Genomic DNA, 24914 nt, shown 5'->3' with positions numbered 1-24914 from the left:
TTTCAAAGTTTCCTTTTTAACTTCAACCACTTGCGCTTCCGATCTCTCGTTAGCGGGAGGCGAATTCTACAGCGTTACACGCTGCTGTCAACACCTCTTTTCAACCGCTTTCGACCGAGAGGATCGAATCGTTAATAAGGCGAAAACTGACTGCCTTACCAACTGCTTCTGGCTTCGATGAACTGAAGCGTAACCGCTGTCGAAAACTGCGTAACTCATTGAATCTCAAGGAGTTTTCCGTTTCGACTGCGCCGGAAGTGGGGCGAATTATAGACCTGTAGAATCTGCCGTCAAGACTTAATTTGCATTTTCTATGATCAGCCGCAAAACAGCCCATTCGCAGCTTCTATATAGAGGCGTAAAAAAGACCATGCGCACTATATTGCTCATCCGTGATTAGTTGAGCATCATGTTCTAGGTGCCCCTCCCCCAACACTCTGGATGACCCCTTGCATGAATGACCAACCGCGCAGCCTTGCCTCGACCCTGTTTCCGGTGGGGCTGCTGCTTATTGCCATGGCCTCGATTCAATCAGGAGCCTCACTGGCCAAGAGCATGTTCCCAATCGTTGGCGCACAAGGAACCACAACCCTGCGGCTGATTTTCGCCAGCATCATCATGCTGCTTCTATTAAGACCCTGGCGCGCCAAGTTCACCACCAACACCCTGCGCACCGTGATCATCTACGGCATGGCCCTGGGCGGCATGAACTTCCTCTTCTATATGTCCCTCAGGAGTGTCCCTCTGGGCATCGCCGTCGCCCTCGAGTTCACAGGCCCCCTCGCAGTAGCCATCTATGCGTCACGCAAGGCCATAGACTTCCTGTGGATCGCTCTGGCGATCGTCGGGCTGCTACTGCTTATTCCCACCGGAGCCACAGAAACAGCCATCGACCTGGTCGGTGCAGGCTATGCACTGGGGGCCGGGGTCTGCTGGGCGCTGTACATACTCTTCGGACAGAAGGCCGGAGCCGAGAACGGCATTCAGACCGCCGCCCTGGGCGTCATGATTGCTGCTCTCTTTGTTGCACCCATAGGCATAGTCCATGCCGGCGCCGCACTACTGACTCCCTCCCTGATCCCGGTTGCCCTGGGAGTCGCTATCTTGTCCACAGCCCTCCCCTATAGCCTGGAGATGGTTGCCCTGACTCGCATGCCAGCCCGGACCTTCGGCACCCTGATGAGTATCGAGCCCGCTTTCGGCGCGCTTTCCGGCCTGTTGTTCCTCCACGAGTACCTGTCCCTGTCCCAGTGGACGGCAATCGCCTGCATCATCCTGGCTTCCGTAGGCGCCACCATGACCATGCGCCGCGAGACCAAACCAATAGTTGCAGTTGATTGAGATTCAACTCTGGTAATTAGTGCTCATTTAGGCCATGTTTAGCCGGCTACTCAACGTCGCCCAGGGAGTTGCCGGACAGGGATATCGCACACGCAAAAGACGACAGGTAATGCAGTCACACTCGGACGCCAGATCCGGGGCTAGCGATAAGGACGGGGATGAAACGATTTTTGATACTGTTGGCCGTACTTGCAATTGCAGGCTGCGCGGCGACCGCGAAAACCGAAGTCAAACGGGGCAAGAAAGGACTCCACATCAACTGCTCGGGTTTATCTTCTTCCTGGGAAAAGTGCTACACCAAGGCGACTGAGTCCTGCGGCCCCAAAGGCTACAAGGTCATCGCCAAGTCCGGTGATGCCGTGGAAGACCCAGGCGACTACCCCTTCGGCCTGAACCCTGCCGGCTACACCAGCCGCAGCATGATCGTCATCTGCAAATAGCCTTGCCGGTCAACTTGCGGGCAGCCGCTCCAGCTGCCCGATGATCTGCTCATGGCTGGACGCCAGCACCTGATGCTGAATGGCTGGGTTCACCAGCATTCGCGCTACCACCAACGCGCCAACGCACTGGGACAGGATCGACCAGGCCAGGCTCTCGCTGCCCAGAGTCTGCGCCCAAGCCTGATGCAAGCGGCAAATCCAGTCCTGCGCCTCCTGCCGCACCTCTAGGCTCCCCCGGGCAATCTCCGCACCCAATGCCGGCAGTGCGCAGCCAGCACCCGGCTGTTGCAGATGCGCCACGCTCAAGTACTGCTTCAGGCAGCGACGCAACTTCTCCTGATTCTGCTGCCCCTCCCCGCCCAGGCGCGCCAGACTCTGGCTCAACTCGCGCTCGACAATCGAGCTGAACAATTCGTCCTTGGAGGTGAAGTGGCTATAGAAAGCCCCGCCACTCAGGCCAATGGCTTTCATCAAGGCATCCACCCCCACAGTGGAAAAACCTTCGTTCTTGGCCTGCGCCGCGCTGCTTTGCAGCAGACGCTCGCGGGTTTCCTGCTTGTGACTGGCTGAATAACGCATTCCCTGACGGGCTCCCAAGTTTTCTTGACGACGGAAAAATCATAGCATAACGTTCGTTTAGTTAACGATCGTTTACCAAAGAGCGAACCTCCCATGACTGCAACCTTGAACAAGAACAAAGTCGTACTGGTAGTGGGTGCCGGCGACGCGACCGGCGGTGCTATTGCCAAGCGTTTCGCAGCCGAAGGCTTTATTGCCTGCATGACCCGCCGCAGCGCGGACAAACTGCAACCCCTGGTGGACGCCATCCAGCAGTCCGGCGGCCAGGCCCATGGTTTTGGCTGTGATGCACGCAAAGAGGAAGACGTGATCGCGCTGATCGAGCAGATCGAAACCCAGATCGGCCCTATCGAGGCCTTTGTCTTCAATATTGGCGCCAATGTGCCCTGCAGCATTCTTGAAGAAACCGCACGCAAGTATTTCAAGATCTGGGAAATGGCCTGCTTTTCGGGCTTTCTCAATGCCCGGGAAGTGGCCAAGCGCATGGCCAAACGCCAACGCGGCACTATTCTGTTCACCGGCGCCACCGCAGGCGTACGCGGTGCCGCCGGCTTTGCCGCCTTCGCCGGGGCCAAGCACGGCATTCGCGCCCTGGCCCAGAGCATGGCGCGGGAACTGGGCCCCCTGAACATCCATGTCGGCCATGTCATCGTCGACGGTGCCATCGACACCGATTTCATCCGTACCAGCTTTCCCGAAAAATACGCCCTCAAGGACCAGGACGGCATCCTCAACCCCGAGCATATCGCCGAAAACTACTGGTACCTGCACAGCCAGCCCCGGGACGCCTGGACCTTCGAGCTGGACCTGCGCCCGTGGAACGAACGCTGGTAAGGCCTTCTCCAATAACAACAATCAAGGAGTCTGAAACATGAGCAAAAAGGTGGAGTTCTTCTTCGACCTGGGCAGCCCGACCTCATACCTGGCCTATACCCAACTGCCAAAAATCTGCGCCGAAACCGATAGCCAGCTGGTGTATCAGCCCATGCTGCTGGGCGGGGTCTTCAAGACCACCGGCAACGCTTCCCCCATCAGTGTTCCCGCCAAGGGCCGGTACATGCTGCACGACCTGGCGCGCTTTGCCCGGCGCTATGGGGTGGAGCTCAACTTCAATCCGCACTTTCCCATCAATACCCTGCTGCTGATGCGCGCCACCACCGGGGTTCAACTGCGCCTGCCGGAACGTTTCGGCGAATTCCTCGACTGCCTGTTCCATGCGCTCTGGGTGGACAAACGCAACCTCAACGACCCGGCCACCATCACCCAGGTCCTGGAGCAAGGTGGCTTCGACCCGCAGCAGATCCTCGACCTGAGCAATGACGAAGAGGTCAAGGCCGCCCTCAAGGACAAGACCGAACAGGCGTTGCAAAAAGGGGTGTTCGGCGCGCCCAGCATGTTCGTGGGAGACGAACTGTTCTTTGGCCAGGACCGCCTGGATTTCGTCCGCGAAGCCTTGAACGCGCCGTAACCTGCCCTGTCCCTGGCAGCGGCCGCGCCATTGCCAGGAACCCATCGCGTGACGTCACCCGCCTTGCGCGGGTGACATCTTTCCTCAGATAGCCGCAGTACGAACCTGCAACCACTCCAGGGCCGGGCCCTCCAGCAGCGGGCTGAGGCGCCGGCGGACTTCAGCGTGATAGCCGTTGAACCATTCGCGCTCATCCTCGGTGAGCAGCGATGGCTCCAGGCAACGGGTATCGATCGGGCACAGGGTGAGGGTTTCGAAGTTCAGAAACTCACCGAACTCGGTCTTGCCCGCCTCACGGTTGAGCGCCAGGTTCTCGATTCGTACGCCCCAGCGGCCAGGGCGGTAGGTCCCGGGTTCGATCGAAGTGATCATCCCCGGTTGCATCGCAGTCTGCGGCGTCGCTGCGGCCTGATAGGCAATCACCTGCGGGCCTTCGTGAACGTTGAGAAAATAACCGACGCCATGCCCGGTGCCGTGCCCGTAGTCCACACCCTCGGCCCAGATCGGCGCCCGGGCGATGGCATCCAGCAACGGCGACAGAATGCCCCGCGGAAACTGCGCCCGGGACAGCGCGATAACGCCCTTGAGCACCCGGGTGCAATCGCGCTTCTGCTCGGCACTCGGCGTCCCCACCGGCACCATGCGCGTGATATCGGTGGTGCCCCCCAGGTACTGGCCGCCGGAATCGATCAGCAACAGGCCATCACCCTCGATCACCGCATGCTCTTCGGGCGTGGCGTGGTAATGGGGCATGGCGCCGTTGGCGTTGAACGCTGCAATGGTATTGAAGCTTAGCGAGACATAACCCGGGCGCTGCTCACGGGCGGCCGTCAGGCGCTCATCAATGGTCAGCTCGGTAATGCGCTCACGCCCCAGGGCGCTGTCCAGCCAGGCGAAGAATTCGCAGAGCGCCGCACCATCCTGCTCCATGGCCTGGCGAATGTGCTCGGCGTCCGCCAGGCTCTTGCGCGACTTGGCCAGGGTGGTGGGGTTGAGCCCCTCCAGCAGCTTCACCCCGGGGTTCAGGTGCTCCAGCAAGCCCGCGGTGACGCGCGCCGGGTCGATCTGCAACGCTACGCCTTCCGGCACTGCCTGCAAGGCCGCGGACACCTCTGAATAGTCGCGCAGGCTGACGCCATCCACCTCCAGTTGCGCGCGCAATGCCTCATCGACCTTGCTCAAGGCCACGAACAAGGTCGCCTGCTGCTGGCTGATCAGGGCAAAGGAGACAAACACCGGGTTGAAGGACACATCGGCGCCGCGCAGGTTGAACAGCCAGGCAATGTCATCGAGGGTAGCGATGAAATGCCAGTCGGCGCCGCGCTCCTTGAGGGTTGCGCGCAACGCCGCAAGCTTCTCGACCCGGCTCTGGGTGGCCTGGGGCGGCAGATGCTGATAGACCGGTTGATCGGGCAATGACGGACGGTCGTTCCAGGCTTCCTGTAGCAGGTCGATATCGGTACGCAGGCTGGCCCCGCGTTCCTGCAGCTTGCTGCCCAGGGTACGGGCCGAAGCCAAGGCCATGACCGCGCCGTCCACCGCCACCACCGCACCTTGCGGGGTCTGCTCGGCCAGCCAGTCCAGGGGCCCGGGCTGGCCCGGTTGCAACTTCACCAGTTCGATGCCGCTGCCCTTGAGTTCCTTGGTGGCCTGCTCCCAGTAACGGCTGTCGGCCCATACGCCGGCAAAGTCAGCGGTCACGATCAAGGTCCCGACCGACCCATGAAACCCCGATAGCCACTGGCGCCCTTGCCAGTAGCCCGGCAGGTATTCCGACAGGTGCGGGTCGGCCGAGGGCACCAGCAAGGCGTGAATGCCTTCGCGGCTCATCAGCTGACGGACATGCGCCAAGCGCTGGGGGACCACTCCATTGGTCGAAGGCTGGGTACTCATTGTGTCTCCTTAACCGGCTTAATCATTGTTATGGAAGATCGAAGTCACTCGACCCTCAAGGTTGTGTTGTGGCCCAGAACGCAGGGGCTGAGGCGGTCGCCGCCTGGATCAGTTGAGCGGCGCGATCCACATCCTGTTCGCAGGTGAAACGCCCGAGGCTCAAGCGGATGGTCCGCGCGGCCTGCCCGGCATCATGCCCCAGCGCCAGCAATACATGGGAAGGCGCATTGCTTGCCGAGTTGCAGGCCGAAGTCGCGGAAAAGGCCAGGGCCGCGCCCAACGCCGCCCCATCAAAACCTCCCTCGGTGAAGGTCAGGCTCAGGGTGTGGGGAATGCGCTGGGTGACACTGCCATTCAAGCGCAGGCCGGCGATACCCGCCAGTTGCTCCAGCAGGCGCCCGCGCAGACGCACGATGGCGGCGGTTTCTTCCTCGAACAGTTCGCCGGCCAGGGCGAAGGCGGCGCCCATGGCCGCGATCTGGTGGGTGGCCAGGGTTCCGGAGCGCAAGCCGCCCTCATGGCCGCCGCCATGAATCTGCGCCTGCACGTGTTGCTGCGCCCGCGGCCCGACATACAGCGCGCCGATGCCCTTGGGGCCATATAGCTTATGGGCCGAGAACGACATCAGGTCCACCGGCCACCGGGCCAGATCGATGGCCACCTTGCCCGCACCCTGGGCGGCATCCACATGCAACAGGGCGCCACGCTCACGCACCACCTGGCCAATGGCCGGAATGTCGTTGAGGGTGCCCAGTTCGTTGTTCACCAGCATCAGCGACACCAGGAAGGTGTCGTCGCGCAGGGCTTCGCTGACCGCTTGCGCGGTGATCAGGCCATCGGCATCCGGCACCAGGTAGGTCACTGCGACCCCGGCCTCCTGCAGTTGCCGGGCGGTGTCGAGCACCGCCTTGTGTTCGATCTGGCTGGTGATGACATGGCCGCCGCTCACGCCCCGGGCCTGCATCACCCCCTTGAGGGCCAGGTTGTTGGATTCGGTAGCGCCGGAGGTCCAGACAATCTGCTCGGGCTGCGCGCCGACCAGTTGTGCCACTTGTTGCCGGGCGCGCTCGACGTAACCCCGCGCTTCCCGGCCAAAGGCGTGTGAACTGGACGCCGGATTGCCGAAATGGGCGTTGAAACCCAGGCACTCCAGCATGACCTGAATGACTCGCTCATCCACCGGCGTGGTGGCGGCGTAGTCGAAATAAAGAGGACGCTTGTTCATGACTGAAAACCCGCAGAGCTTGTTCCAGGGTCGGCATATGCTGGCAAAAAGGCGAAGCAGCCACGCGCTGTGCATAGGCGGCGCGGCAAATGCTGGCCTTGAGCAATACCCGATCGGATGCAGTTAAAGAAGAACATCTTCGTTTAAAAGTGCGTAGGAACGCTCCTGCATCGCAGCTTACAGGCTCGAGGCAGCGCCATGAAGCGCCGTTCAACTCATCTTTTCGAACAACAGCGGTGCCAGGGAAAGCACCAGCAAGGCGGCCATCAACAGATTGAACAGGCGCAACCAGCGCGGGTTGCGCAACACATTGCGCAGCAGGCTGCCGCACGCAGCCCAGAGGCTCACCGTGGGCGCATTGATCAGCGCGAACACCGCGGCAATCACCAGCACATTGGTGAAGTAGCCCTGCAATGGGGTGTAGGTACTGATGGCCCCCACTGCCATGACCCAGGCCTTGGGATTGACCCACTGGAACGCCGCGGCGCCCCAATAGCCCAGCGGCCGGCCGTGGTGCTGCTGTTCATCGGACAGCGGCCCGGAACGGGCAATCTTCCACGCCAGGTACAGAAGGTACGCTGCGCCAACGTAGCGCAGCACGCTGTACAGCAGCGGGTAGGCCTCGAACACCGCGCCCAGGCCCAGGCCGACCGCCAGCACCAGGACAAAGAAGCCGCAGCTGATGCCGAGGATGTGGGGAATGGAACGGTTGAAGCCGAAGTTCACCCCCGAGGCCAGCAACATAGTGTTGTTGGGACCGGGCGTGATGGAAGTGACCAGGGCAAACAGGGCGAAGGCCAACAGCAGGTCAGGGGAAAGGCTCATGGGGGCAAGGTCCGGGGCAGGTCGATCAGGCCTCGACCCTAACCCAGCCTCAGGCTGAAACCCATGGACAGTTGCTGAAAACTTGGACCAGTACAGTTCTTCTCAACTGGCAGGTTGATGGCGACTGATATTGCGCTGTGCACTCATTTCACCCTGGCTGTCGAAGCTCGCCGGGCGGCCCAGCAACTCGGCCTTTTTCTGCTGGTATTCATCGAAGGACAAACCGCGCCGGTTCAACGCCTCCATAGCCAGCTCCCGGGTTTCCTGCGCGGTATAGGGCCGCAACTCCGGTGCACCGGGGCTGGCACAACCGGCCAGCACACTGGAAACCAACAACAGCAAGACAGCAGAGAAAGCCTTCATGGCGAGCACCTGGGGCGGGTTGCGAACAATGGACACAGGCTACTCGCGCGCCATCAGCGGCAAAAATCACCCTGCTCGATAGTGGCTATCGATCGTTCCAAGGCCAGGGCGCTGCTCACCCTTATATTCAATAAAGCTCTATAAATATGAAAACAAGCTCTTTTAAGGAATAACAACAAGCCTTTATAACAGTCCCATCTCGCCCGCCAACTGTTGCCAGAGCAACTGTTGGCCAGGCAACAGCCGATCAACAAAACAGCGGTTGGGCAACAGCACCCGGCAACTGCAGATCAGCGCAAAACCGCGCCGTACAAGGGCTGCAAGTCTTTGGTACAGCTCTTGCTCCAGAGCCCGGGACCTGCCACTGCTCGTTGAGCCACTGTTTAAAAAGGAACTGATCATGTCCCGCCCCTTGAACGTCGTAGCCCTTTCCGGTGGAACCTGGCGCCCATCGCGCACCCTGGTGCTGACCCAGGCCCTGCTGGCTGAACTGTCCGGGCACCTGTCCTTCAACGCCCACCTGATCGAACTGGGGGATATCGCCCGCCCGGTGGGTGCCGCCCTGTCGCGCCAGGAACTGCCGGCCGAGGTTGAAGCCGAACTCCAGGCCATCGAGAACGCCGACCTGCTGATCGTCGCCGCCCCGGTGTATCGCGGTTCCTATCCCGGCCTGCTCAAGCACCTGTTCGACCTGATCGATCTCAATGCCCTGATCGATACCCCGGTGCTGCTGGCCGCGACGGGTGGCAGCGAACGCCATGCCCTGGTTCTGGATCACCAGCTACGCCCACTGTTCAGTTTCTTCCAGGCCCTGACCTTGCCGATCGGCGTGTACGCCACCGAGGCCGACTTCAGCAATTACCAGATCACCAGCGACCTGCTCAAAGCGCGCATCCAGCTCGCCGCCGAACGGGCCGCGCCGCTGTTTCGCGCCCACCCGACCCACCTGCTGAAAATCGCCTGAGGAGCTGTCATGGATGTGTTCTGGTTTCTTCCGACCCACGGCGACGGCCATTTCCTCGGCACTGCCCAGGGCGCGCGCCCGGTCACCCTCAACTACCTCAAGCAAGTGGCGCAGGCCGCGGACAGCCTGGGCTATCACGGTGTGCTGATTCCCACCGGGCGCTCCTGCGAAGACTCCTGGGTGATCGCCTCGGCCCTGGTGCCCCTGACCGAACGCCTGCGCTACCTGGTGGCGATCCGCCCGGGGATCATCTCCCCCACGGTTTCCGCGCGCATGGCCGCGACCCTGGATCGGCTGTCCAACGGCCGCCTGCTGATCAACGTGGTCACCGGCGGCGATCCGGACGAAAACCGCGGCGACGGCAGCTTCCTCAGCCACAGCGAACGCTATGAAGTCACTGACGAATTCCTGCAGATCTGGCGTCGGGTGCTGCAAGGCGAAGCCGTGGACTTCGAAGGCAAGCACCTGCATGTGCAGAACGCCAAGGCGCTCTACCCGCCCGTGCAGAAACCCTACCCGCCGCTGTACTTCGGCGGTTCCTCCGAGGCCGCTCATGAACTGGCGGCGGACCAGGTGGATGTCTACCTGACCTGGGGCGAGCCACCGGCGGCGGTGGCGCAGAAACTGGCCGACGTACGCGAACGTGCAGCGCGCAAGGGCCGCACGGTGAAGTTCGGCATCCGCCTGCATGTGATCGTGCGTGAGACCGAGGACGAAGCCTGGAAAGCCGCGGACAAGCTGATCGAGCACATCAGCGACGACACCATCGCCGCCGCCCAGCAGTCCTTTTCCCGCTTCGACTCCGAAGGCCAGCGGCGCATGGCAGCGCTGCACGGCGGGCGCCGCGACCAGTTGCAGATCGCCCCCAACCTCTGGGCCGGGGTCGGCCTGGTGCGCGGTGGCGCCGGTACCGCCCTGGTGGGCAACCCGCAGCAAGTGGCCGAGCGCATCAAGGAGTACGCGGACCTGGGAATCGAGAGCTTCATTTTCTCCGGCTACCCGCACCTGGAAGAAGCCTATCGCTTCGCCGAGCTGGTGTTCCCGCTGCTGCCGGAGCCCTATGCCAGCCTGGCCGGCCGCGGTGTCACCAACCTCACCGGGCCGTTCGGCGAAATGATCGCCAACGACGTGTTGCCCAACAGCCGCTGAAATCCCCAATGCTGTTGCAGGAGCCGGCTTGCCGGCGAAGGCGATCTTCCGGCCCGCTTCGCTGGCAAGCCAGTTCCTGCAGCTCGCAGCACCTTTTCCCGGCCGCCACAACGGCCACGAACGAGGAACACCGCGTGACTGCCAAACCGCAAAGCGCCCTGTTGTCCCCCCTGCAGACCGCCCGCCAACTGGCCGCCGAGTTTGCCCTGACCGCCGTCGAACGCGACGAGCGCGGCGGCACCCCCAAGGCCGAGCGTGACGCGCTGCGCCAAAGCGGCCTGCTGGCCCTGAGCATTCCCAGCCAGTTCGGCGGGCTCGGCGCGCCCTGGAGCGAGACGCTGAACATCGTCCGCGAATTCGCCCGGGTCGACAGCTCCATCGCCCATGTCTTCGGCTTCCACCACCTGATGCTGGCCACCGTGCGCCTGTTCGCCAAACCCGAACAGTGGCAACCCTGGTTCGAACAGACCGCACGCAAAAACTGGTTCTGGGGCAACGCCCTGAACCCACTGGACACCCGCACCGTGGTCCGGAACCTGGGGGGCTGGCGCGAGTTTTCCGGCAAGAAGAGCTTCTGCTCCGGTGCCAGCGACTCGGAAATGCTCATTGCCTCGGCAGTGGATGAAAGCAATGGCGGCAAGTTGCTGATCGCCGCGATCCCCAGCGGCCGCAGCGGCATCACCCTGCACCACGACTGGAACAACATCGGCCAGCGCCAGACCGATAGCGGCAGCGCCACCTTCGAACGGGTACGGGTGGAGGAGTCGGAACTGCTGCTGGACCCCGGCCCGCTGAGCACACCATTCGCCTGCCTGCGCCCGCTGATCGCCCAACTGACCTTCACCCACATGTTCCTCGGCATCGCCGAAGGCGCCTTCGAAGAAGCCCGGCAGTACACCCTCGGCGAAACCCGGGTCTGGCATAAGTCCAGCGCCCAGGACGTGCGCCAGGACCCCTACATACTCAGCCACTACGGCGAATTCTGGGTCGCCCTGGAAGGCATCCGCCTGCTGGTGGAGCGGGCCGCCGCGCTGCTGGACCAGGCCTGGGCCAAGGGCCCGGCCCTCAGCGCCGAAGAGCGCGGGCACCTGGCCACGGCCATCGCCACCGCCAAGGTCGCCGCCAGCCGCCAGGGCCTGGAGCTGTGCAGCCGCCTGTTCGAAGTCACCGGCGCGCGCTCGACCCACGCCTCCCTGGGCCTGGACCGGCACTGGCGCAACCTGCGCACCCAGACCCTGCACGACCCGCTGGACTACAAGCTTCATGAGCTGGGCGACTGGGCGCTGAACCAGTCCCTGCCAACCCCGACTTTCTACTCCTAGCCTTCTGTTCGACGGAGAGTGCCGATGCAGCTTCTGACCCTACCCCCTTCGCCCGCCCTGGCGACCTCGATCCGCGCCACCGCCCAGGTGTTCGAGGACCCGAAATCCCAGGCCCTGCTGGCGCACCTGCAACAGGTGGCACCGAGCGAAGCCAGCGTGCTGATCATTGGCGAAACCGGGACCGGCAAGGAGCTGGTGGCGCGCCATATCCACAACCTCAGTGCCCGGCGCAACCGACCGTTCGTGGCGGTGAACTGCGGTGCCTTCTCCGAATCCCTGGTGGAGGCGGAACTGTTCGGCCATGAGAAAGGCGCCTTTACCGGTGCCCTCAGCGCCAAGGCCGGGTGGTTCGAAGAGGCCGACGGCGGCACCCTGTTCCTCGACGAGATCGGCGACCTGCCCATGGCCATCCAGGTCAAGCTGCTGCGGGTGCTGCAGGAGCGCGAAGTGGTGCGCCTGGGTTCGCGCAAGAGCATTCCCATCGATGTGCGCGTACTGGCCGCCACCAACGTGCAACTGGAAAAGGCCATCAACGCCGGGCATTTTCGCGAAGACCTGTATTACCGCCTGGACGTGGTCAGCCTGGAACTGAGCCCGCTGCGCGAGCGCCCCGGCGACATCCTGCCGCTGACCCGGCACTTCATCGAGGCCTACAGCCAGCGCCTGGGCTACGGCAGCATCAGCATCAGCCCCGAGGCCGAGCACAAGCTCAAGAGCTACAGTTGGCCGGGCAACATCCGCGAGTTGGAAAACGTCATCCACCACACCCTGCTGATCTGCCGCAACGGGGTGATCCAGCGCGACGACCTGCGCCTGTCCAACATGCGCATCGAACGCGCCGACGACAGCCACCCGAGCCACGACGACTCTGCCGAGGCCCTGCTGGAACGGGCCTTTGAAAAACTCTTCGCCGAACAGGCCGGGGCCCTGCACGAAAAGGTCGAGGATGCCTTGCTGCGCGCGGCCTACCGCTTCAGCCACTACAACCAGGTGCACACCGCCAACCTGCTGGGCCTGAGCCGCAACGTCACCCGGACCCGGCTGATCAAGATCGGCGAACTGGCGGTGAACAAGCGGCGCCCCATCGATGCGCCCAACGAGCGCACCCTGCAACTGTCGATCTAGCCCGGCAGGTCGCAGTGCAAGGCATTGTCGTGGCTACGGGCGATGCTGCTGCGCACTTGGAATGAACCGAAGGTCACGGTCTTGGCCTGGTGGGCGAGGATCAACTGCCAGAAATCCTGCTCGCCGTTCTCGAAGCGCCGGAACGCCGCTTCGCCGGCTTCCCGGGATTGCCATTGCAGGTAATTGAGCACCCGCCGGCCATCGTCGCTGGCCTGCACGCTGGCACTCAGAAAACCGCCATAGCCCTGGGCCAAGCGCTCGGTCTGCTCGGCCAGGGCCGATACCAGGGCCTGTTGCTGATGGGGCTCGATCTCGAACTCGATCAATTGAGTAAAGCTGCGGGTCTTTTCAAAGGCGCTCATGGATCACTCTCCACTGGGGGCAAACAGAATATTGCTGTTGAATGCGCCGCAGGGTAAAACCTCTAGTTAAGTCAAGGTCAAGCGTATTTTTCCTCCCGAGGTCCACTGATGATCGAACCCGACTCCCGTCATAAAGAGCTGAGCGTCGGCCAACTGTCGGCCCGCAGTGGCGTAGCCGTCACCGCGCTGCATTTCTACGAAACCAAGGGCCTGATCCACAGCCATCGCAACGCGGGCAACCAGCGCCGCTACCCACGTTCAGAGCTGCGCCGGGTGTCGCTGATCAAGGTGGCCCAGCGCCTGGGCATTCCCCTGGCAGAGATCGGCCAGGCCCTGGCGACCCTGCCCGCCGACCGCGCGCCTACTGCCGCGGACTGGCAGCGCCTGTCGGAACAGTGGAGCCGCGAACTGGACGAACGCATCCGCCAACTGAGCCTGCTGCGCGAGCGGCTGAACCAGTGCATTGGCTGTGGCTGCCTGTCCATGGAAGGGTGCCCGCTGCGCAACTATGGAGATGCCCTGGGAGACGCCGGCCCGGGCGCCCGCCTGCTGGAGCCCGACGCCGCCACCGACACCCCGTAGCCGGCTTCCCTCGCAGGAACCGGCTTGCCGGCGAAGGCTGACTCTCGGGCCTCTTCGCTGGCAAGCCAGCTCCTACAGCCACATCGCCTTCATACCCGTAGGAGCCGGCTTGCCGGCGAAGGCGATCTCACGGGCATCTTCCCTCGCAAGCCGGATTCCCGCTCAGCGCTGACAGGTAAGAAAACCTGTGGAGCATCGTAAGTAAAAACGTCCCTATGCTAATGTCGCGTCCTGCTTCCTACGACGAGCTCCGCTTCCATGCCAAGGACTGCCTCCTTCGAAAAGCCACGCTGGCTGCGCGATCTGCTGCGCTTTCTACCCCTGAAAAGCCAATTCGTCCTGTCCGGCAACGTCCGCGACCTGCAAGCCAGTGAGGTCGCCCCCGGGGTCATTACCCCCCAGCCTTTCAACCTCAACCTGCGCGACGAACTGCTGGCGGCGGGCTATGCCCATGTGCTGAGCTGGGACCCCCTTGGCGGCCTGCGCGTGCTGCTGCCTCCGGGCAGCGAGCCGGCCCAGGCCGATAACCTGCTGCGCGAGCTGGGCCTGACCCCGGTGGAAGGAGCGGCGCCGGCAGGCCTCGATCTGCTGGCGGCCACCTTGCCGCGCCTGGTGGAGCGCCAAGGCGCCCCCCTGGCCCTGATTGTCGATTTCGCTTCACGCCTGGTGATCCGCAACGACGCCCTGAGCGCCGCAGAACACCAGCTGTTCACCCAGGCCCTGGTGCTGTCCCACCAGGCCCGCAGCCGCCCGGCGGGGGAACAGCGCACGCCGTTCTTCAACAGCATTCTCTGGGTGGTGGAAAAGGAAGGCGACCTGCCCGACTGGATGCTGATCGACAACCCACGCCTGCGGCCCATTCCCGTGTCCAAACCCGACCAGCAGGCCCGCCAGGCCCTGGCTCCGGCACTGTTGCGCGGCCTGCCCGGCGCCCAGGAGGCCAGCGAAGAAAGCCGCGACAGCGCGGTGCGGGCCTTCGTCGAAAACACCGAGGGCCTGCTGCTGCTCGACCTCAACGCGATCGTCCAGTTGGCCCGGGTCGAAGGCCTGGCCATGGAACGCATCGGCGATGCCGTACGCCGCTATAAAGTCGGGGTTACCGAAGACCCCTGGCTGAAGATCGACCGCCAGCGCATCCGCCAGGCCGACGGCTTCATTCGCCAGCGGGTCAAGGGCCAGGGCCACGCCGTGACCCACATGCTGGATATCGTCAAGCGCGCCATGACCGGGGTCGGCGCCAGCCGCAAGGGCAACCGGCCCCGGGGCGTGGCCTTTCTTGCCGGGCCCACCGGGGTCGGCAAGACCGAACTGGCCAAGACCATCACCAGCCTGCTGTTTGGCGATGAAAGCGCGTACATCCGCTTCGATATGTCGGAATTCAGCGCCGAACACGCGGACCAGCGCCTGGTAGGCGCGCCACCCGGCTATGTCGGCTACGACGTGGGCGGCGAACTGACCAACGCGATCCGCGAAAAACCCTTCAGCGTGGTGCTGTTCGACGAGATCGAAAAGGCTCACCCGCGGATCCTCGACAAGTTCCTGCAGATCCTTGATGACGGTGTGCTTACCTCAGGCCGGGGCGACCGGGTGTACTTCTCCGAGGCGCTGATCGTCTTCACCTCCAACCTGGGCATCTACCGCCAGGGCGACAACGGCGAGCGAGTCGCCAACGTCCAGCCCGGCGAAGCCTTCGAAGCGGTGCAAGGCAAGGTCCAGGGCGAGATCGAGCGCTATTTCAAACTGGTGCTCAACCGCCCGGAAATCCTCAACCGGATCGGCGAGAACATCATCGTCTTCGACTTCATCCGCCCGGACATCGCCGAGCAGATCTTCCAGCAGATGGTCGGCAATATCCTCGCCGACCTGGCGGCCCAGGCCCTGCATGTGCAGCTCGATGACGACTCGCTGCACAACCTGCGCCAGCTGTGCCTGCAGGACCTGTCCAACGGTGGCCGGGGCATTCGCAACCAGTTGGAGGCGCACCTGCTCAACCCCCTGGCCCGGGCCCTGTTCGACCAGGATGCGCAGCCCGGCCAATCCTTCGAAATCCGCCAACTGCAGGCCGGCGGCCTGCAACTGCTTGCCCGCGCCTCGTGAACATCAGCCTGTCGCGGGTGCACTTCCCGGTCACCACCCTGGGGCCGGGGCAACGCCTGGGCCTGTGGTTCCAGGGGTGCAGCATCCGCTGTGCAGGCTGCATTTCCGCGGACACCTGGGGGCCGGGCAAGCACCCCTTGCCGTTGGCCCAGGTGCTGGACGACCTGCAACCCTGGCTGGCCCGGGCCGAAGGCATCACCCTGTCCGGCGGCGAGCCCTTCGACCAGCCCGAGGCGCTGCTGGCCCTGCTTCGAGGCCTGCGCGAGCGCACCGGGGTCGACATCCTGGTCTACAGCGGCCACTCCCTGGAAACCCTGCAACCGCTATTGCAACAAGCCGAAGGCCTGCTGGATGCATTGATCTGCGACCCCTTCGAGCAACAACAGGCGCAAACGCTGGTCCTACGGGGCAGCGACAACCAGCGCCTGATCTTCTTGACCGAGCTGGGCCGCCGGCGTCTGTCCACCTACCAGCGCCCGCTGCACCACGAAGACCGCGCGCTGGATGTGATGTTCGACGACGACGGCAGTGTCTGGATGGCTGGAATTCCCCGGCGTGACGACGTGCTGCGTCTGCGCGACCTGCTGCACGACCAGGGCCACCAACTCCAGATCAGCGCCCACACCTCACGCCGCCGTTAACCGGAACCGCTACCGATGATACGTTTTTGCCCCAATTGCCAGACTGAACGCCCACTGGCCGAAATTTTCTGTGAAGGCCAGGTAGACAACCGGGCCTGCGGCTGGGAACTTTCCGCCGAAGCGATTCATCCCGAAGGCTGGCGCCCACAACCGGTCATCACCCTCGAAGCGCTTGAGCCGCAGCCCCCGGTCGAGGCGGACAGCGGCTCGCCCCTGCTATGCGGCAACGGTCATGCCATGGCGGACGGCGACTTGATGTGCCTGGTCTGCGGCGCCGACCCGCTCGCCCCGGAGCAACAGCCACCCGCAGCGCCCCCAGCCGCCGACAGTGAAACCGTGATCGAAGGCTGGCGCCTCCTGCGCCAGATCAGCAGCGGCGGCGTGCGCGAGCGCTTTATCGCCGAGCACCGGGAAACCGCGCACCAGGCGGTGCTGACCCTGTACCAGGCCGGCGCCGAACCCGACCCGTCGGTGTACGAAGCCCTCAAGCGCCTGCCCCGGGAACACGTGCCGGAAATCATCCTCACCGGCCGCTGGGACGAGCGCGCCTTCGAAGTGGCCGAGGAACTCACCGGCGGCACCCTGGCCGACCTGGGGATCGTGGTCAGCGACAGGGCCGCGGTGCAGCACATCGTCCGTGAACTGGGCCAGGCCCTGCATGCCTTCAGCGAAGCCGGCCTGCGCCACCGCGACCTGCGCCCGGCCACCTTGCTGGTGCGCAGCCGCGAGCCCCTGGACCTGGTGATCAGCGGCTTCGGTTCGGCGCGGCTGTCGGAGTTCGACCTGGACATCGTCTCGCCCCTGGAAACCAGCCGCTACATGGCCCCCGAAGCCATTGCCGGGGGCGTGGCCGCGGCCTCCGACTGGTGGAGCCTGGGGATGATCCTGCTGGAACAGCTGACCCAGGGAGAATGCTTCGCCGGCATCAATGCCAACGCCTACCTGATTCACATTCTGGCCAACGGCGTGCTGCTGCCGGATGACCTCGACCCGCGCCTGGAACTGCTGCTGCGCGGCCTGCTGGCCCGGGACCGCCACCAGCGCTGGCAATGGCCTCAGGTGCAGGCCTGGCTCCAGGGCGAAAGCCCCAGCGTCCCGGCCTCGGTCGCCAGTGAAGAGGACGCCGAGGAAGGCGCCAGCATCGCCCTGGGCAGCCGGCGCTTTCGCCGGCCAGGGCCGTTCGCCCTGGCTGCCGCCGAAGTCGAACACTGGCCCCAGGCCCTGGATCATCTGCTGCGCGGGGTGATCGTCACCTGGGCCGAACAGGCCGGTTTGCCCGCACGGCAGCTGGCGGGCCTGCGCCAGGTGGCCCAGCACGAAGGGCTGGACGATGACACCCGGCTGATGCTCGCCTTGAAACTGCTGAACCCGGAAATGCCCCTGATCCAGCGCGGCGAGATCGTCACCCCCGGCTGGTTGCTGGAGCATCCCCTGGACGGTTACCGCTTGATCAGCGGCCCGGCCCCGGACCTGCTGGAACGCCTGGAGACCGAGCACTGGCTGTCGCGGCTCAAGCTGCGGGCCGAACAGGTACGCCAGCGCGCCCAGCACCAGGCCATCGAACTGGACGAGGAGCAACTGCGCATCTACCTGCTCTCCAGCTCCCGCGCCCGTCTGGCCGCACAGTGGGAAGAACGCCAGCGCCTGCTGCCGGACAGCGAGCACAACGGCATCCTGTCCCTGGCGGACCGCCGCTCCATCAGCGAAGAAGACCTGATCGTGCTGCTCAGCGCCGCCATCGGGCAGTTCCGCTCGGTGGACGCAATCCTCGAAGAAGCCGCCACCCTGGCCCGCGAAGCCGTGGTCCTGAGCTTCGATGCGGCCAGTGCGCGTGCCCTGCTGGGGCTGCCGCGCCCGGCCTTGTACCGTGAAGTCGACGAGCGCATCAGCGGCTTTGCCCGTTGTGGCGTGCCGAGCGTCGATGAATGGGCCGAGCAGTTCCGCCTGGAACGCCGCATGCCCCTGGCCAGGGCCCTGGTGCTGCTGGCCATCGGCGCAGAGCAGTGGCTGGAGCCGCAAAAGCAGCACTACGTGTCGCAGATCCTCGACTTCTTCGAGAAGAAGGTCGCCAGCGTGGTGCTGCGCGGCCCGCTGGTGCGCATGAGCATCGGCAAGACCACCGCCCGGGTCGACCTCAACGAATTGCACAGTGAGCGCAGCCCGGCCCCGGCGCTGCTGGATCACCTGGTGGCGCGCAACGCCCAGCCCATCAGCCTCGACCCGGCGTGCTTCGCCGAAAACCCGCAGCTGGATGCACGGCTCAACAGCCTGTACCGCCAGAGTTCGCTGTACAAGCGCGACACCGGGATCGATGGCCTGTACCTGGGCTTCCCCTTCCTCCTGACCCGGGACGCGCGTGGCACCACTCGCACTCGCATCGCGCCGTTGCTGCTGTGGCCGGTCAAGCTGCTGCTGGAAGTCGGCAGCCGCGGCAAGGTGGCCCTGGTCTTCGACAGCGAGCGTGAAGAGGTGCGCCTCAACCCGGGGCTCGACACCTTGCTGGGCATCGATGCCGCCAAGCTCTGGCGCAAGGCCGCCGACGAACTGCTGGGGCGCTCGGCGCTCAAGGCCGCCGATGTCATGGACGCCTTCGGCATGCTGGCCACGGCCAGCTCCCGAGTGCTCGGCAGCCTGCCGCCGCCGAGCACCGAAGTGCAGCCCTACCAGGATCAACTGGCCTGTGCCGCCGTGCTGTTCCATGTGGCCTTCATGGGCCAGGCCATTGGCGAGGACCTGCGCCAGCTCAAGGCCCTGCCTCCCGGCGGCACCGGCCTGGAAACCGCCCTGCGCCTGAGTCCGACGGAACCAGACAGCAGCGAAAGCCAGGCCACCCCGCTCCCGCCTGAACTGCAGCGCTTCTTTACCGTGGCCAGCGACCCTTCCCAGGAAGCCGCGGTGCTCCAGGCCCGTCACGCCCCCGGGTTGCTGGTGGAAGGCCCGCCCGGCACCGGCAAGAGCCAGACCATCGTCAACATGGTGGCCGACGCCATCGGCCGCCAGCGCAGCTTGCTGATCGTCTGCCAGAAGCACGCCGCCCTGGAAGTGGTGCACAAGCGCCTGGTGGCCGAAGGCCTGGGCAACCGGGTGGTGATGCTCAACGACATCAACCGTGACCGCGAACCGGTGATCCGCAGTGTCCGCGAACAGCTTGAGGCCCTGTTCAAGGACGATGCCGTCCAGCAACCCTGGCTGCACCAGCGTGAACGCCTGGCGGCACGCATCGAAGCCCTGGAGGGCGAACTGGATCGCTTCCACCAGAGCCTGCACCGCATCGATGAACACTGTGGCTTGAGCTACCGCCAGTTGATCGGCGAGCTGATCGGCCTGGAACAGGGGCCAGCGGCCCTGGATGTCCCGGTATTGCGCCAGCACCTGGCGGCCCTGGACATCGCCAGCCTGACCCGCCTGGAAGAGGCCTGCGCGCCGCTGATCCGCCTGTGGCTGCCGGCCCGCTATGAACACAGCGCCCTGGCCCAGCTCCAGCCCTTCCCCACCGACGCCGCCACGGTGCAAGCGTTCAACCAGGGCTTCGAGCGCCTGCTGAGCTGCGAGGAGCAGCGCCTGGAAACCCTGCAGGCACACCCGGCCGACTTCGAAGTCGACGACCCGGCGCCCTACCGCGCCTGGCTCGACCAGCACCTGCACAGCCTGCTGGGCCTGGACGATGAGCGTCGCCAACGGCTGGCACGCTGGCTCCCGCTGTTTCGTGGCAGCAACGGCCAGGCCGCAGAAGGCGACGGGCTGATCCAGGCCCTGCAGGCACTGGCTCAACAACTGGAACAGTGCGACGCCACAGCTTACCAGGCCGACCTGGCGCCGGGCCTCAGCGCCCTGCCCGCGGCCCAACTGCGCACCCTGCAGCAACGCGCCCGCGCCGTTATCCAGGGTCGCTCCTGGCTGGCGCGGCTCAACCCGCTGCGCCTGATCCGCCAGCGCCAGTTGCTGGCCTTCCTCGCCGAACAGGGCGCCGCGGCCCAGCCGCAGCGCCTGCCGGAACTGCTGGCGGCGGCCCAGTTGGAAAGCCAGTGGCGGCCATTGCGCAACCAGTTGCAACACCTGCATCAGCAACTGAGCCTTGCACAAATCGCCAGCGATTGCGGCCCGGGCCTGCTGCCGCAGGTACGCCAGGACCTCGGGCAACTGCAAGAAATGCGCGCCCTGGCCATGACCCTGGCGCAAGCCCCCCGGGTGGAGCAGTTGGATGCGGTGGTACTGACCGGCGAGCGGCGCTCCCTGGACAGCCTGCTGGCCGGCTACGACGCCGCGTTTATCCGCCACAGCGTGCGCCAGGACAGCCTGAATGCCCTGCAGCGCCTGGATCAGTGGCTGCAACCCGAGCTGCTGGGCCAACTGCGCCAGCGCGTGGAGCACAACCAGGGCAATCAGTCGGCCCTCAACCGCCTGCGCGACGCCTTGCCGACCCTGAGCGCCTACCAGGCGTTCCGCGCCCGGGCCAGCCAGCTGACGCCGGTAGACCTGGAGTTGCTGGGGGTACTGCGGGACTACCAAGCGACGCTCGATGGGATTCCCGCCGAGCAACTGGAAGCTGTGGTCCGGCGCATGCTCAACCGTGAAGCGCGGCTGGGCTGGAAGCGCCAGATCGAACAACGCCAACCCGAACTGATGCTGGAGCACAGCGAAACCGCGGCGAAGATCGCCAGCCTCGGGGAAGCCGACACCCAGATGCGCAGCCTCAACCGCCAACTGCTCAGTGAAGGCATCGAGCTGTCGCGCCTGGGCACCCACAAACAGTGGGAGGACGTCACCCGCCTCACCGGGCGTCGTTCGCGACGCTTGCGCGAGTTCATGGAAATGGGCGCCGGCCTGGGGCTGATGAGCCTGCGCCCGGTGTGGCTGATGAACCCGGACGTGGCCAGCCGGGTGCTGCCGCTCAAGCCCGGACTGTTCGATATCGTGATCTACGACGAAGCCTCGCAGATGCCGGTGGAGTTCGCCCTGCCGACCCTGTACCGGGGCCGAGTCACAGTGGTCAGTGGCGACGAGAAGCAGATGCCGCCCACCGCCTTCTTCTCCAGCCGGGTGGAAAGCGACGAGGCCGAACTCTTCGATGGCGACCAGCCGGACGCCGACGCTGACGAAGAGCAACGGGAGGCCTTCGAAGACACCTGGAACCGTCGCGAAATCAAGGACTGCCCGGACCTGCTGCAACTGGCCCGCAGCGCGCTGCCCGCCACTACTCTGCAGATCCACTACCGTTCGGCCTACCGCGAGCTGATTGGTTTTTCCAACGCCTCGTTCTATGGCAACCGGTTGAGCATTCCGGTGCGTCACCCCCAGGCCAATATCCTCGCCATCAAGCCGTTGGAGCTGATCCGCGTGGACGGCGTCTACCAGCAGCAGGTCAACCCCGACGAGGCCGAGCGGGTGGTCGACTACCTGGCCGAGCTGTGGCAAACGCCCTACGCCGAACGGCCCTCGGTGGGCGTGGTGACCTTCAACCGCAAGCAGGCCGACCTGATCGAGGAGCGCCTGGAGCTGCGCGCCGAGCAGGACCCGCTGTTTCGTGCGGCCTACAGCCAGGAGCGCGAACGCAGCGAGGACGGCGAGGACATGTCGGTATTCGTCAAGAACGTCGAGAACGTCCAGGGCGATGAGCGCGACATCATCGTGTTCTCCTCGACCTTCGGGCGTAACAGCCAGGGCAGCTTCCGCCGCAACTTCGGGGTCCTGGGGCAGACCGGCGGCGAGCGCCGGCTCAATGTGGCGGTGACCCGGGCCCGGCGCAAAGTGGTGATGATCACCTCGATGCCGATTGCCGATATCTCCGACATGCTCACCACCCAGCGCCCACCCGCCAGTCCGCGAGACTACCTGCAAGGCTACCTGGAGTACGCCCGCGCCCTGTCGGCCGGGGAGTTTGCCAGCGGCCACAGCCTGCTGGGGCGCCTGGTCACCGAGCGCCAGGATGCAAAGGTCCAGCACAACGCCCACAGCGACGGTTTCACCCAGGCGGTGGCGGCGTTCATCCGCACCCTGGGCTGGAGCCCGGTCAGCGCCAACGAAGGGGATGCCTTCGGCCTGGACTTTGCCATCGAGCATCCCGATACCGGGCTCTATGCCCTGGGCATCGAATGCGATACCCCGCGCCACGGCCTCCTGGCCCGCGCTCGCTCCCGGGAAATCTGGCGCCCTTCGGTGCTGCGCCGGGCCATTCCCCACCTGCACCGGGTCTCGTCGCAGGCCTGGTACCACGACCCGCAAAGCGAGCGCGCTCGCCTGCAGGCCGCCATCGAGCAGGCCCTGCAGCCGCTGGCCGGTGCCGATTCGGTGACGCAGCCCCAAGCCCTGGCAGACACGGAGCAAACCCCATGAGCGGCCCGAAAGTGGTGCGTATCGTCACCCGTGAAGAAATCCTGGAGATCTGCGCCGGTCACCTGCGGCGCCTGGAACAGGCGATTGCCCGCTGGGAAGAACAGGCCCAGCGCCTGGGGCAACTGACCGAACAGGAGCGGGCCGCCACCCACGAGCGGTTCAAACAGTTGCGCCAATTGATCGAGGCCGATCGCCTGCAGGACCTGCAAAAGCAGGTGCCGATCGAGATCGAGTTCCTCAAGGACGATCTGCAACAACGGGAAAACCGCGCGGTGCAGCAAGCCACGCAACAGCGCCAACTGGCCCGCCGCCAGCGGGAAAACGCCGCCACCCTGCTGGGCGCCCTGCAAGGCAAGCCGCTCGCAGCCCAATTGCTGGAGCCGTTGCGGGCGATTGCCGATGGGCAGCCGGTGCCGGCTGTGGAGTCGATCCTGGCCCAGGGTTTCGCCAGCCTGGGGGCGGCAGTCGAAGAACAGGGCCTGAGCGAGGCCCAGCAGCAACTGGCCCGGCGCCTGCAAGGCGAAACCCCAACCCAGACCCTGGCGCAGTGGCGCGCCGCCCATGAGCAAGCGGAACCCAGACTGGAACGCATCGAGCAGCACATTGCCCAGTTGCTGACCCTCGATGATCAGGCCAGCGCCGAACCCTACCTGGCCAAGTTGCGCCAGATAGATGCAGAAACCCGCGTGCAGCAGCGCAACCTGCTGCTGGACAGCCTGGTGCTGGAGCTGGCCCAGGCCACCCGCGACAGCCAGGAGCGCCGCGCGCGCCTGGCGCGCCTTGAGGAACTGGCCAGCGAAGTGGCGACCTTGTGCCCCGCAACCGCCGAGAACGAGCTGGCCCAGGCCGGCCAATGCAGCCTGGCCCATATGGCGCCAGTGGACGGGCTGATTGCCCGTTTCAGTGCGCTGATCGAAGCCGAGCTGCAACAACGCGCCGCCCTGGCCCGCCGCCAGGCGGTACTCGAAGGGCTGGCCAGCCTGGGCTACGAAGTTCGCGAGGGCATGGCCACCGCTTGGGCCCAGGACGGCAGGGTGGTGCTGCGCAAGGGCGCCACTCCGGGGTATGGCGTGGAGGTGGGCGGCAATGCCGACAACGGCCGGTTGCAGGTACGCGCGGTAGCCCTCAGCGCCCAGCGCGATACCCAGCGCGACAAAGACATCGAGACCATCTGGTGCGGCGAGTTCCAGCGGCTGCAAGCCCTGCTGGCGGCCCGTGGCGACGACCTGAGCATCGAGAAAGCCCTGGCCGTAGGGGCGGTGCCGCTCAGGGAGGTGCTGCTGGACGACACCCAGCAGCAATACCGGGAGCAGGCGCAACAGCGCACCTGACCCGCCTCGCCCTGTGGGAGCCTGCTTGCCGGCGAAGGCGATCTCGCGGGCCCGCCTTCGCTGGCAAGCCAGCTCCTACAAGGGGGCAGATGCTCAGAAGCCGGGGGCGATCTGGCCTTTGTAGCGGGTCAGGATGAACTGGCGCACGGCATCGGAGTTCAGCGCCTTGGCCAGTTTCTGGATCCGCGGGTCGTTGATGTTGTCCGGGCGCGCCACCAGAAATTCGATGTACAGGTCCTTGCCCTTCTCCACGATCAAGGCGCTGTTGGTATCGATCCCGGCTTCTAGGGCGTAGTTGGCGAAGACAAACGCCAGGTCCACCTGGCTTACCGAGCGGGCCAGCAAGGCGCCTTCCAGTTCACGGATCTTCAGGTGCTTGGGGTTCTCGACAATGTCGCGCTGGGTGGCCAGGGTGTTGCTCGGGTCCTTGAGCTTGATCAGCCCCGCTTCATCCAGCAGCACCAGGGCCCGGCCGGTGTTCACCGGGTCGTTGGGAATCGACACACTGGCCCCGTCCTTGAGCTCGGCGATGCTCTTGATCCTGGTGGAGTAGGCGCCGAACGGTTCGATGTGCACCCCCACCACGGGCACCAGGTCGGTGTGCCGGGTCTTGTTGAAGTCATCGAGGAACGGCCGGTACTGGTAGTAGTTGGCGTCGAGGTTCTTCAGCGCCAGCTGCTGGTTGGGCTGGATGAAGTCGGTGAACACCTTGATCTGCAGGTCCACGCCTTCCTTGGCCAGTTGCGGTTTGACGAATTCGAGGATCTCGGCGTGGGGCACCGGGGTCGCGCCCACCAGCAGCTTTTCGTTGGCGTTGACGCTCAGGGACAGTACGGCGGCCAATACGGCCAGGGTCTTCTTCATGGGTTGCTCC

The 24914-nt window shown here is 64.8% G+C and carries 20 protein-coding genes; 13 read left to right on the top strand and 7 right to left on the bottom strand.

What is annotated here, in order from left to right; all coding sequences use genetic code 11:
• The first annotated feature begins 453 nt into the window (after positions 1 to 453).
• On the top strand, positions 454 to 1341 hold the full coding sequence (gene rhtA, locus M2395_RS23045; protein ID WP_019092955.1) for a threonine/homoserine exporter RhtA: 888 nt from the start codon (positions 454 to 456) through the stop codon (positions 1339 to 1341).
• 158 nt (positions 1342 to 1499) lie between these two features.
• On the top strand, positions 1500 to 1781 hold the full coding sequence (locus M2395_RS23040; protein WP_011062423.1) for a hypothetical protein: 282 nt from the start codon (positions 1500 to 1502) through the stop codon (positions 1779 to 1781).
• A 9-nt stretch (positions 1782 to 1790) separates the two neighbouring features.
• Here M2395_RS23040 and M2395_RS23035 read toward each other — a convergent pair whose 3' ends face one another.
• Positions 1791 to 2360 carry a TetR/AcrR family transcriptional regulator gene (locus M2395_RS23035; RefSeq protein WP_011062424.1) on the bottom strand — a complete coding sequence of 190 codons (570 nt, stop codon included), beginning with the start codon at positions 2358 to 2360 and terminating at the stop codon, positions 1791 to 1793.
• 93 nt (positions 2361 to 2453) lie between these two features.
• Here M2395_RS23035 and M2395_RS23030 point away from each other — a divergent pair, with 93 nt between their 5' ends.
• Both M2395_RS23030 and M2395_RS23025 read left to right on the top strand, forming a co-directional pair.
• On the top strand, positions 2454 to 3194 hold the full coding sequence (locus tag M2395_RS23030; RefSeq protein ID WP_019092954.1) for an SDR family oxidoreductase: 741 nt from the start codon (positions 2454 to 2456) through the stop codon (positions 3192 to 3194).
• Positions 3195 to 3231: 37 nt separating this feature from the next.
• Positions 3232 to 3828, top strand: a complete 597-nt coding sequence (locus M2395_RS23025) for a 2-hydroxychromene-2-carboxylate isomerase (protein ID WP_053159618.1) — start codon at positions 3232 to 3234, stop codon at positions 3826 to 3828.
• An 84-nt stretch (positions 3829 to 3912) separates the two neighbouring features.
• On the opposite strand, the gene M2395_RS23020 is transcribed toward M2395_RS23025, so the two are convergent.
• The 4 genes from M2395_RS23020 to M2395_RS23005 all read right to left on the bottom strand — a co-directional run bounded on the left by M2395_RS23020 (position 3913) and on the right by M2395_RS23005 (position 8134).
• Positions 3913 to 5721 (bottom strand): aminopeptidase P family protein, encoded by a 1809-nt coding sequence (locus M2395_RS23020; RefSeq protein ID WP_053159620.1) that lies wholly within the window; start codon positions 5719 to 5721, stop codon positions 3913 to 3915.
• 55 nt (positions 5722 to 5776) lie between these two features.
• The gene (locus tag M2395_RS23015; RefSeq protein WP_053159622.1) at positions 5777 to 6946 is read right to left on the bottom strand and encodes a cysteine desulfurase family protein; all 1170 of its coding nucleotides are present in this window, start codon (positions 6944 to 6946) and stop codon (positions 5777 to 5779) included.
• Between the two features lie 210 nt (positions 6947 to 7156).
• A complete protein-coding gene (locus M2395_RS23010; RefSeq protein WP_015636467.1) occupies positions 7157 to 7771 on the bottom strand; it encodes a LysE family translocator in 615 nt (204 codons plus the stop codon).
• 102 nt (positions 7772 to 7873) lie between these two features.
• Positions 7874 to 8134: a hypothetical protein gene (locus M2395_RS23005; RefSeq protein WP_019092950.1), complete on the bottom strand. Its 261-nt coding sequence runs from the start codon at positions 8132 to 8134 to the stop codon at positions 7874 to 7876.
• Positions 8135 to 8534: 400 nt separating this feature from the next.
• Between M2395_RS23005 and msuE the strand changes: the two genes are divergently transcribed.
• The 4 genes from msuE (at position 8535) to M2395_RS22985 (ending at position 12694) form a co-directional block, all read left to right on the top strand.
• Positions 8535 to 9098: an FMN reductase gene (gene msuE, locus M2395_RS23000; RefSeq protein ID WP_015636469.1), complete on the top strand. Its 564-nt coding sequence runs from the start codon at positions 8535 to 8537 to the stop codon at positions 9096 to 9098.
• Positions 9099 to 9107: 9 nt separating this feature from the next.
• Positions 9108 to 10247 carry an FMNH2-dependent alkanesulfonate monooxygenase gene (ssuD, locus tag M2395_RS22995; protein WP_011062432.1) on the top strand — a complete coding sequence of 380 codons (1140 nt, stop codon included), beginning with the start codon at positions 9108 to 9110 and terminating at the stop codon, positions 10245 to 10247.
• Positions 10248 to 10381: 134 nt separating this feature from the next.
• Positions 10382 to 11569, top strand: a complete 1188-nt coding sequence (locus tag M2395_RS22990; RefSeq protein WP_011062433.1) for an acyl-CoA dehydrogenase family protein — start codon at positions 10382 to 10384, stop codon at positions 11567 to 11569.
• A gap of 24 nt (positions 11570 to 11593) precedes the next feature.
• Complete coding sequence (locus M2395_RS22985) at positions 11594 to 12694, top strand: sigma-54-dependent Fis family transcriptional regulator (RefSeq protein ID WP_011062434.1); 1101 nt, start codon at positions 11594 to 11596, stop codon at positions 12692 to 12694.
• Here the strand turns inward: M2395_RS22985 and M2395_RS22980 are convergent.
• Positions 12691 to 13056 (bottom strand): antibiotic biosynthesis monooxygenase, encoded by a 366-nt coding sequence (locus M2395_RS22980; protein ID WP_011062435.1) that lies wholly within the window; start codon positions 13054 to 13056, stop codon positions 12691 to 12693. The genes M2395_RS22985 and M2395_RS22980 overlap by 4 nt on opposite strands.
• A 108-nt stretch (positions 13057 to 13164) precedes the next feature.
• On the opposite strand from M2395_RS22980, the gene soxR reads away from it, so the two are divergent.
• The 5 genes from soxR to M2395_RS22955 all read left to right on the top strand — a co-directional run bounded on the left by soxR (position 13165) and on the right by M2395_RS22955 (position 24040).
• The gene (gene soxR, locus M2395_RS22975) at positions 13165 to 13638 is read left to right on the top strand and encodes a redox-sensitive transcriptional activator SoxR (protein WP_065365507.1); all 474 of its coding nucleotides are present in this window, start codon (positions 13165 to 13167) and stop codon (positions 13636 to 13638) included.
• Between the two features lie 258 nt (positions 13639 to 13896).
• A complete protein-coding gene (locus M2395_RS22970; RefSeq protein WP_123431268.1) occupies positions 13897 to 15735 on the top strand; it encodes an AAA family ATPase in 1839 nt (612 codons plus the stop codon).
• Complete coding sequence (locus M2395_RS22965; RefSeq protein WP_019092947.1) at positions 15732 to 16376, top strand: 4Fe-4S cluster-binding domain-containing protein; 645 nt, start codon at positions 15732 to 15734, stop codon at positions 16374 to 16376. Before M2395_RS22970 ends, M2395_RS22965 begins: the two co-directional genes overlap by 4 nt.
• A gap of 15 nt (positions 16377 to 16391) precedes the next feature.
• Entirely contained in the window at positions 16392 to 22709 is a 6318-nt protein-coding gene (locus tag M2395_RS22960; protein WP_123431269.1) for an AAA domain-containing protein, read from the top strand.
• Positions 22706 to 24040, top strand: a complete 1335-nt coding sequence (locus M2395_RS22955; protein WP_123431270.1) for a hypothetical protein — start codon at positions 22706 to 22708, stop codon at positions 24038 to 24040. The genes M2395_RS22960 and M2395_RS22955 overlap by 4 nt, the downstream gene beginning before the upstream one ends.
• 93 nt (positions 24041 to 24133) lie before the next feature.
• Here M2395_RS22955 and M2395_RS22950 read toward each other — a convergent pair whose 3' ends face one another.
• Entirely contained in the window at positions 24134 to 24904 is a 771-nt protein-coding gene (locus M2395_RS22950) for a MetQ/NlpA family ABC transporter substrate-binding protein (RefSeq protein WP_011062440.1), read from the bottom strand.
• Between the last annotated feature and the right edge of the window lie 10 nt (positions 24905 to 24914).

This window comes from Pseudomonas sp. BIGb0176, assembly GCF_024810175.1.
GTDB lineage: Bacteria > Pseudomonadota > Gammaproteobacteria > Pseudomonadales > Pseudomonadaceae > Aquipseudomonas > Aquipseudomonas protegens.
This window is presented reverse-complemented; position numbering and strand designations above follow the sequence as displayed.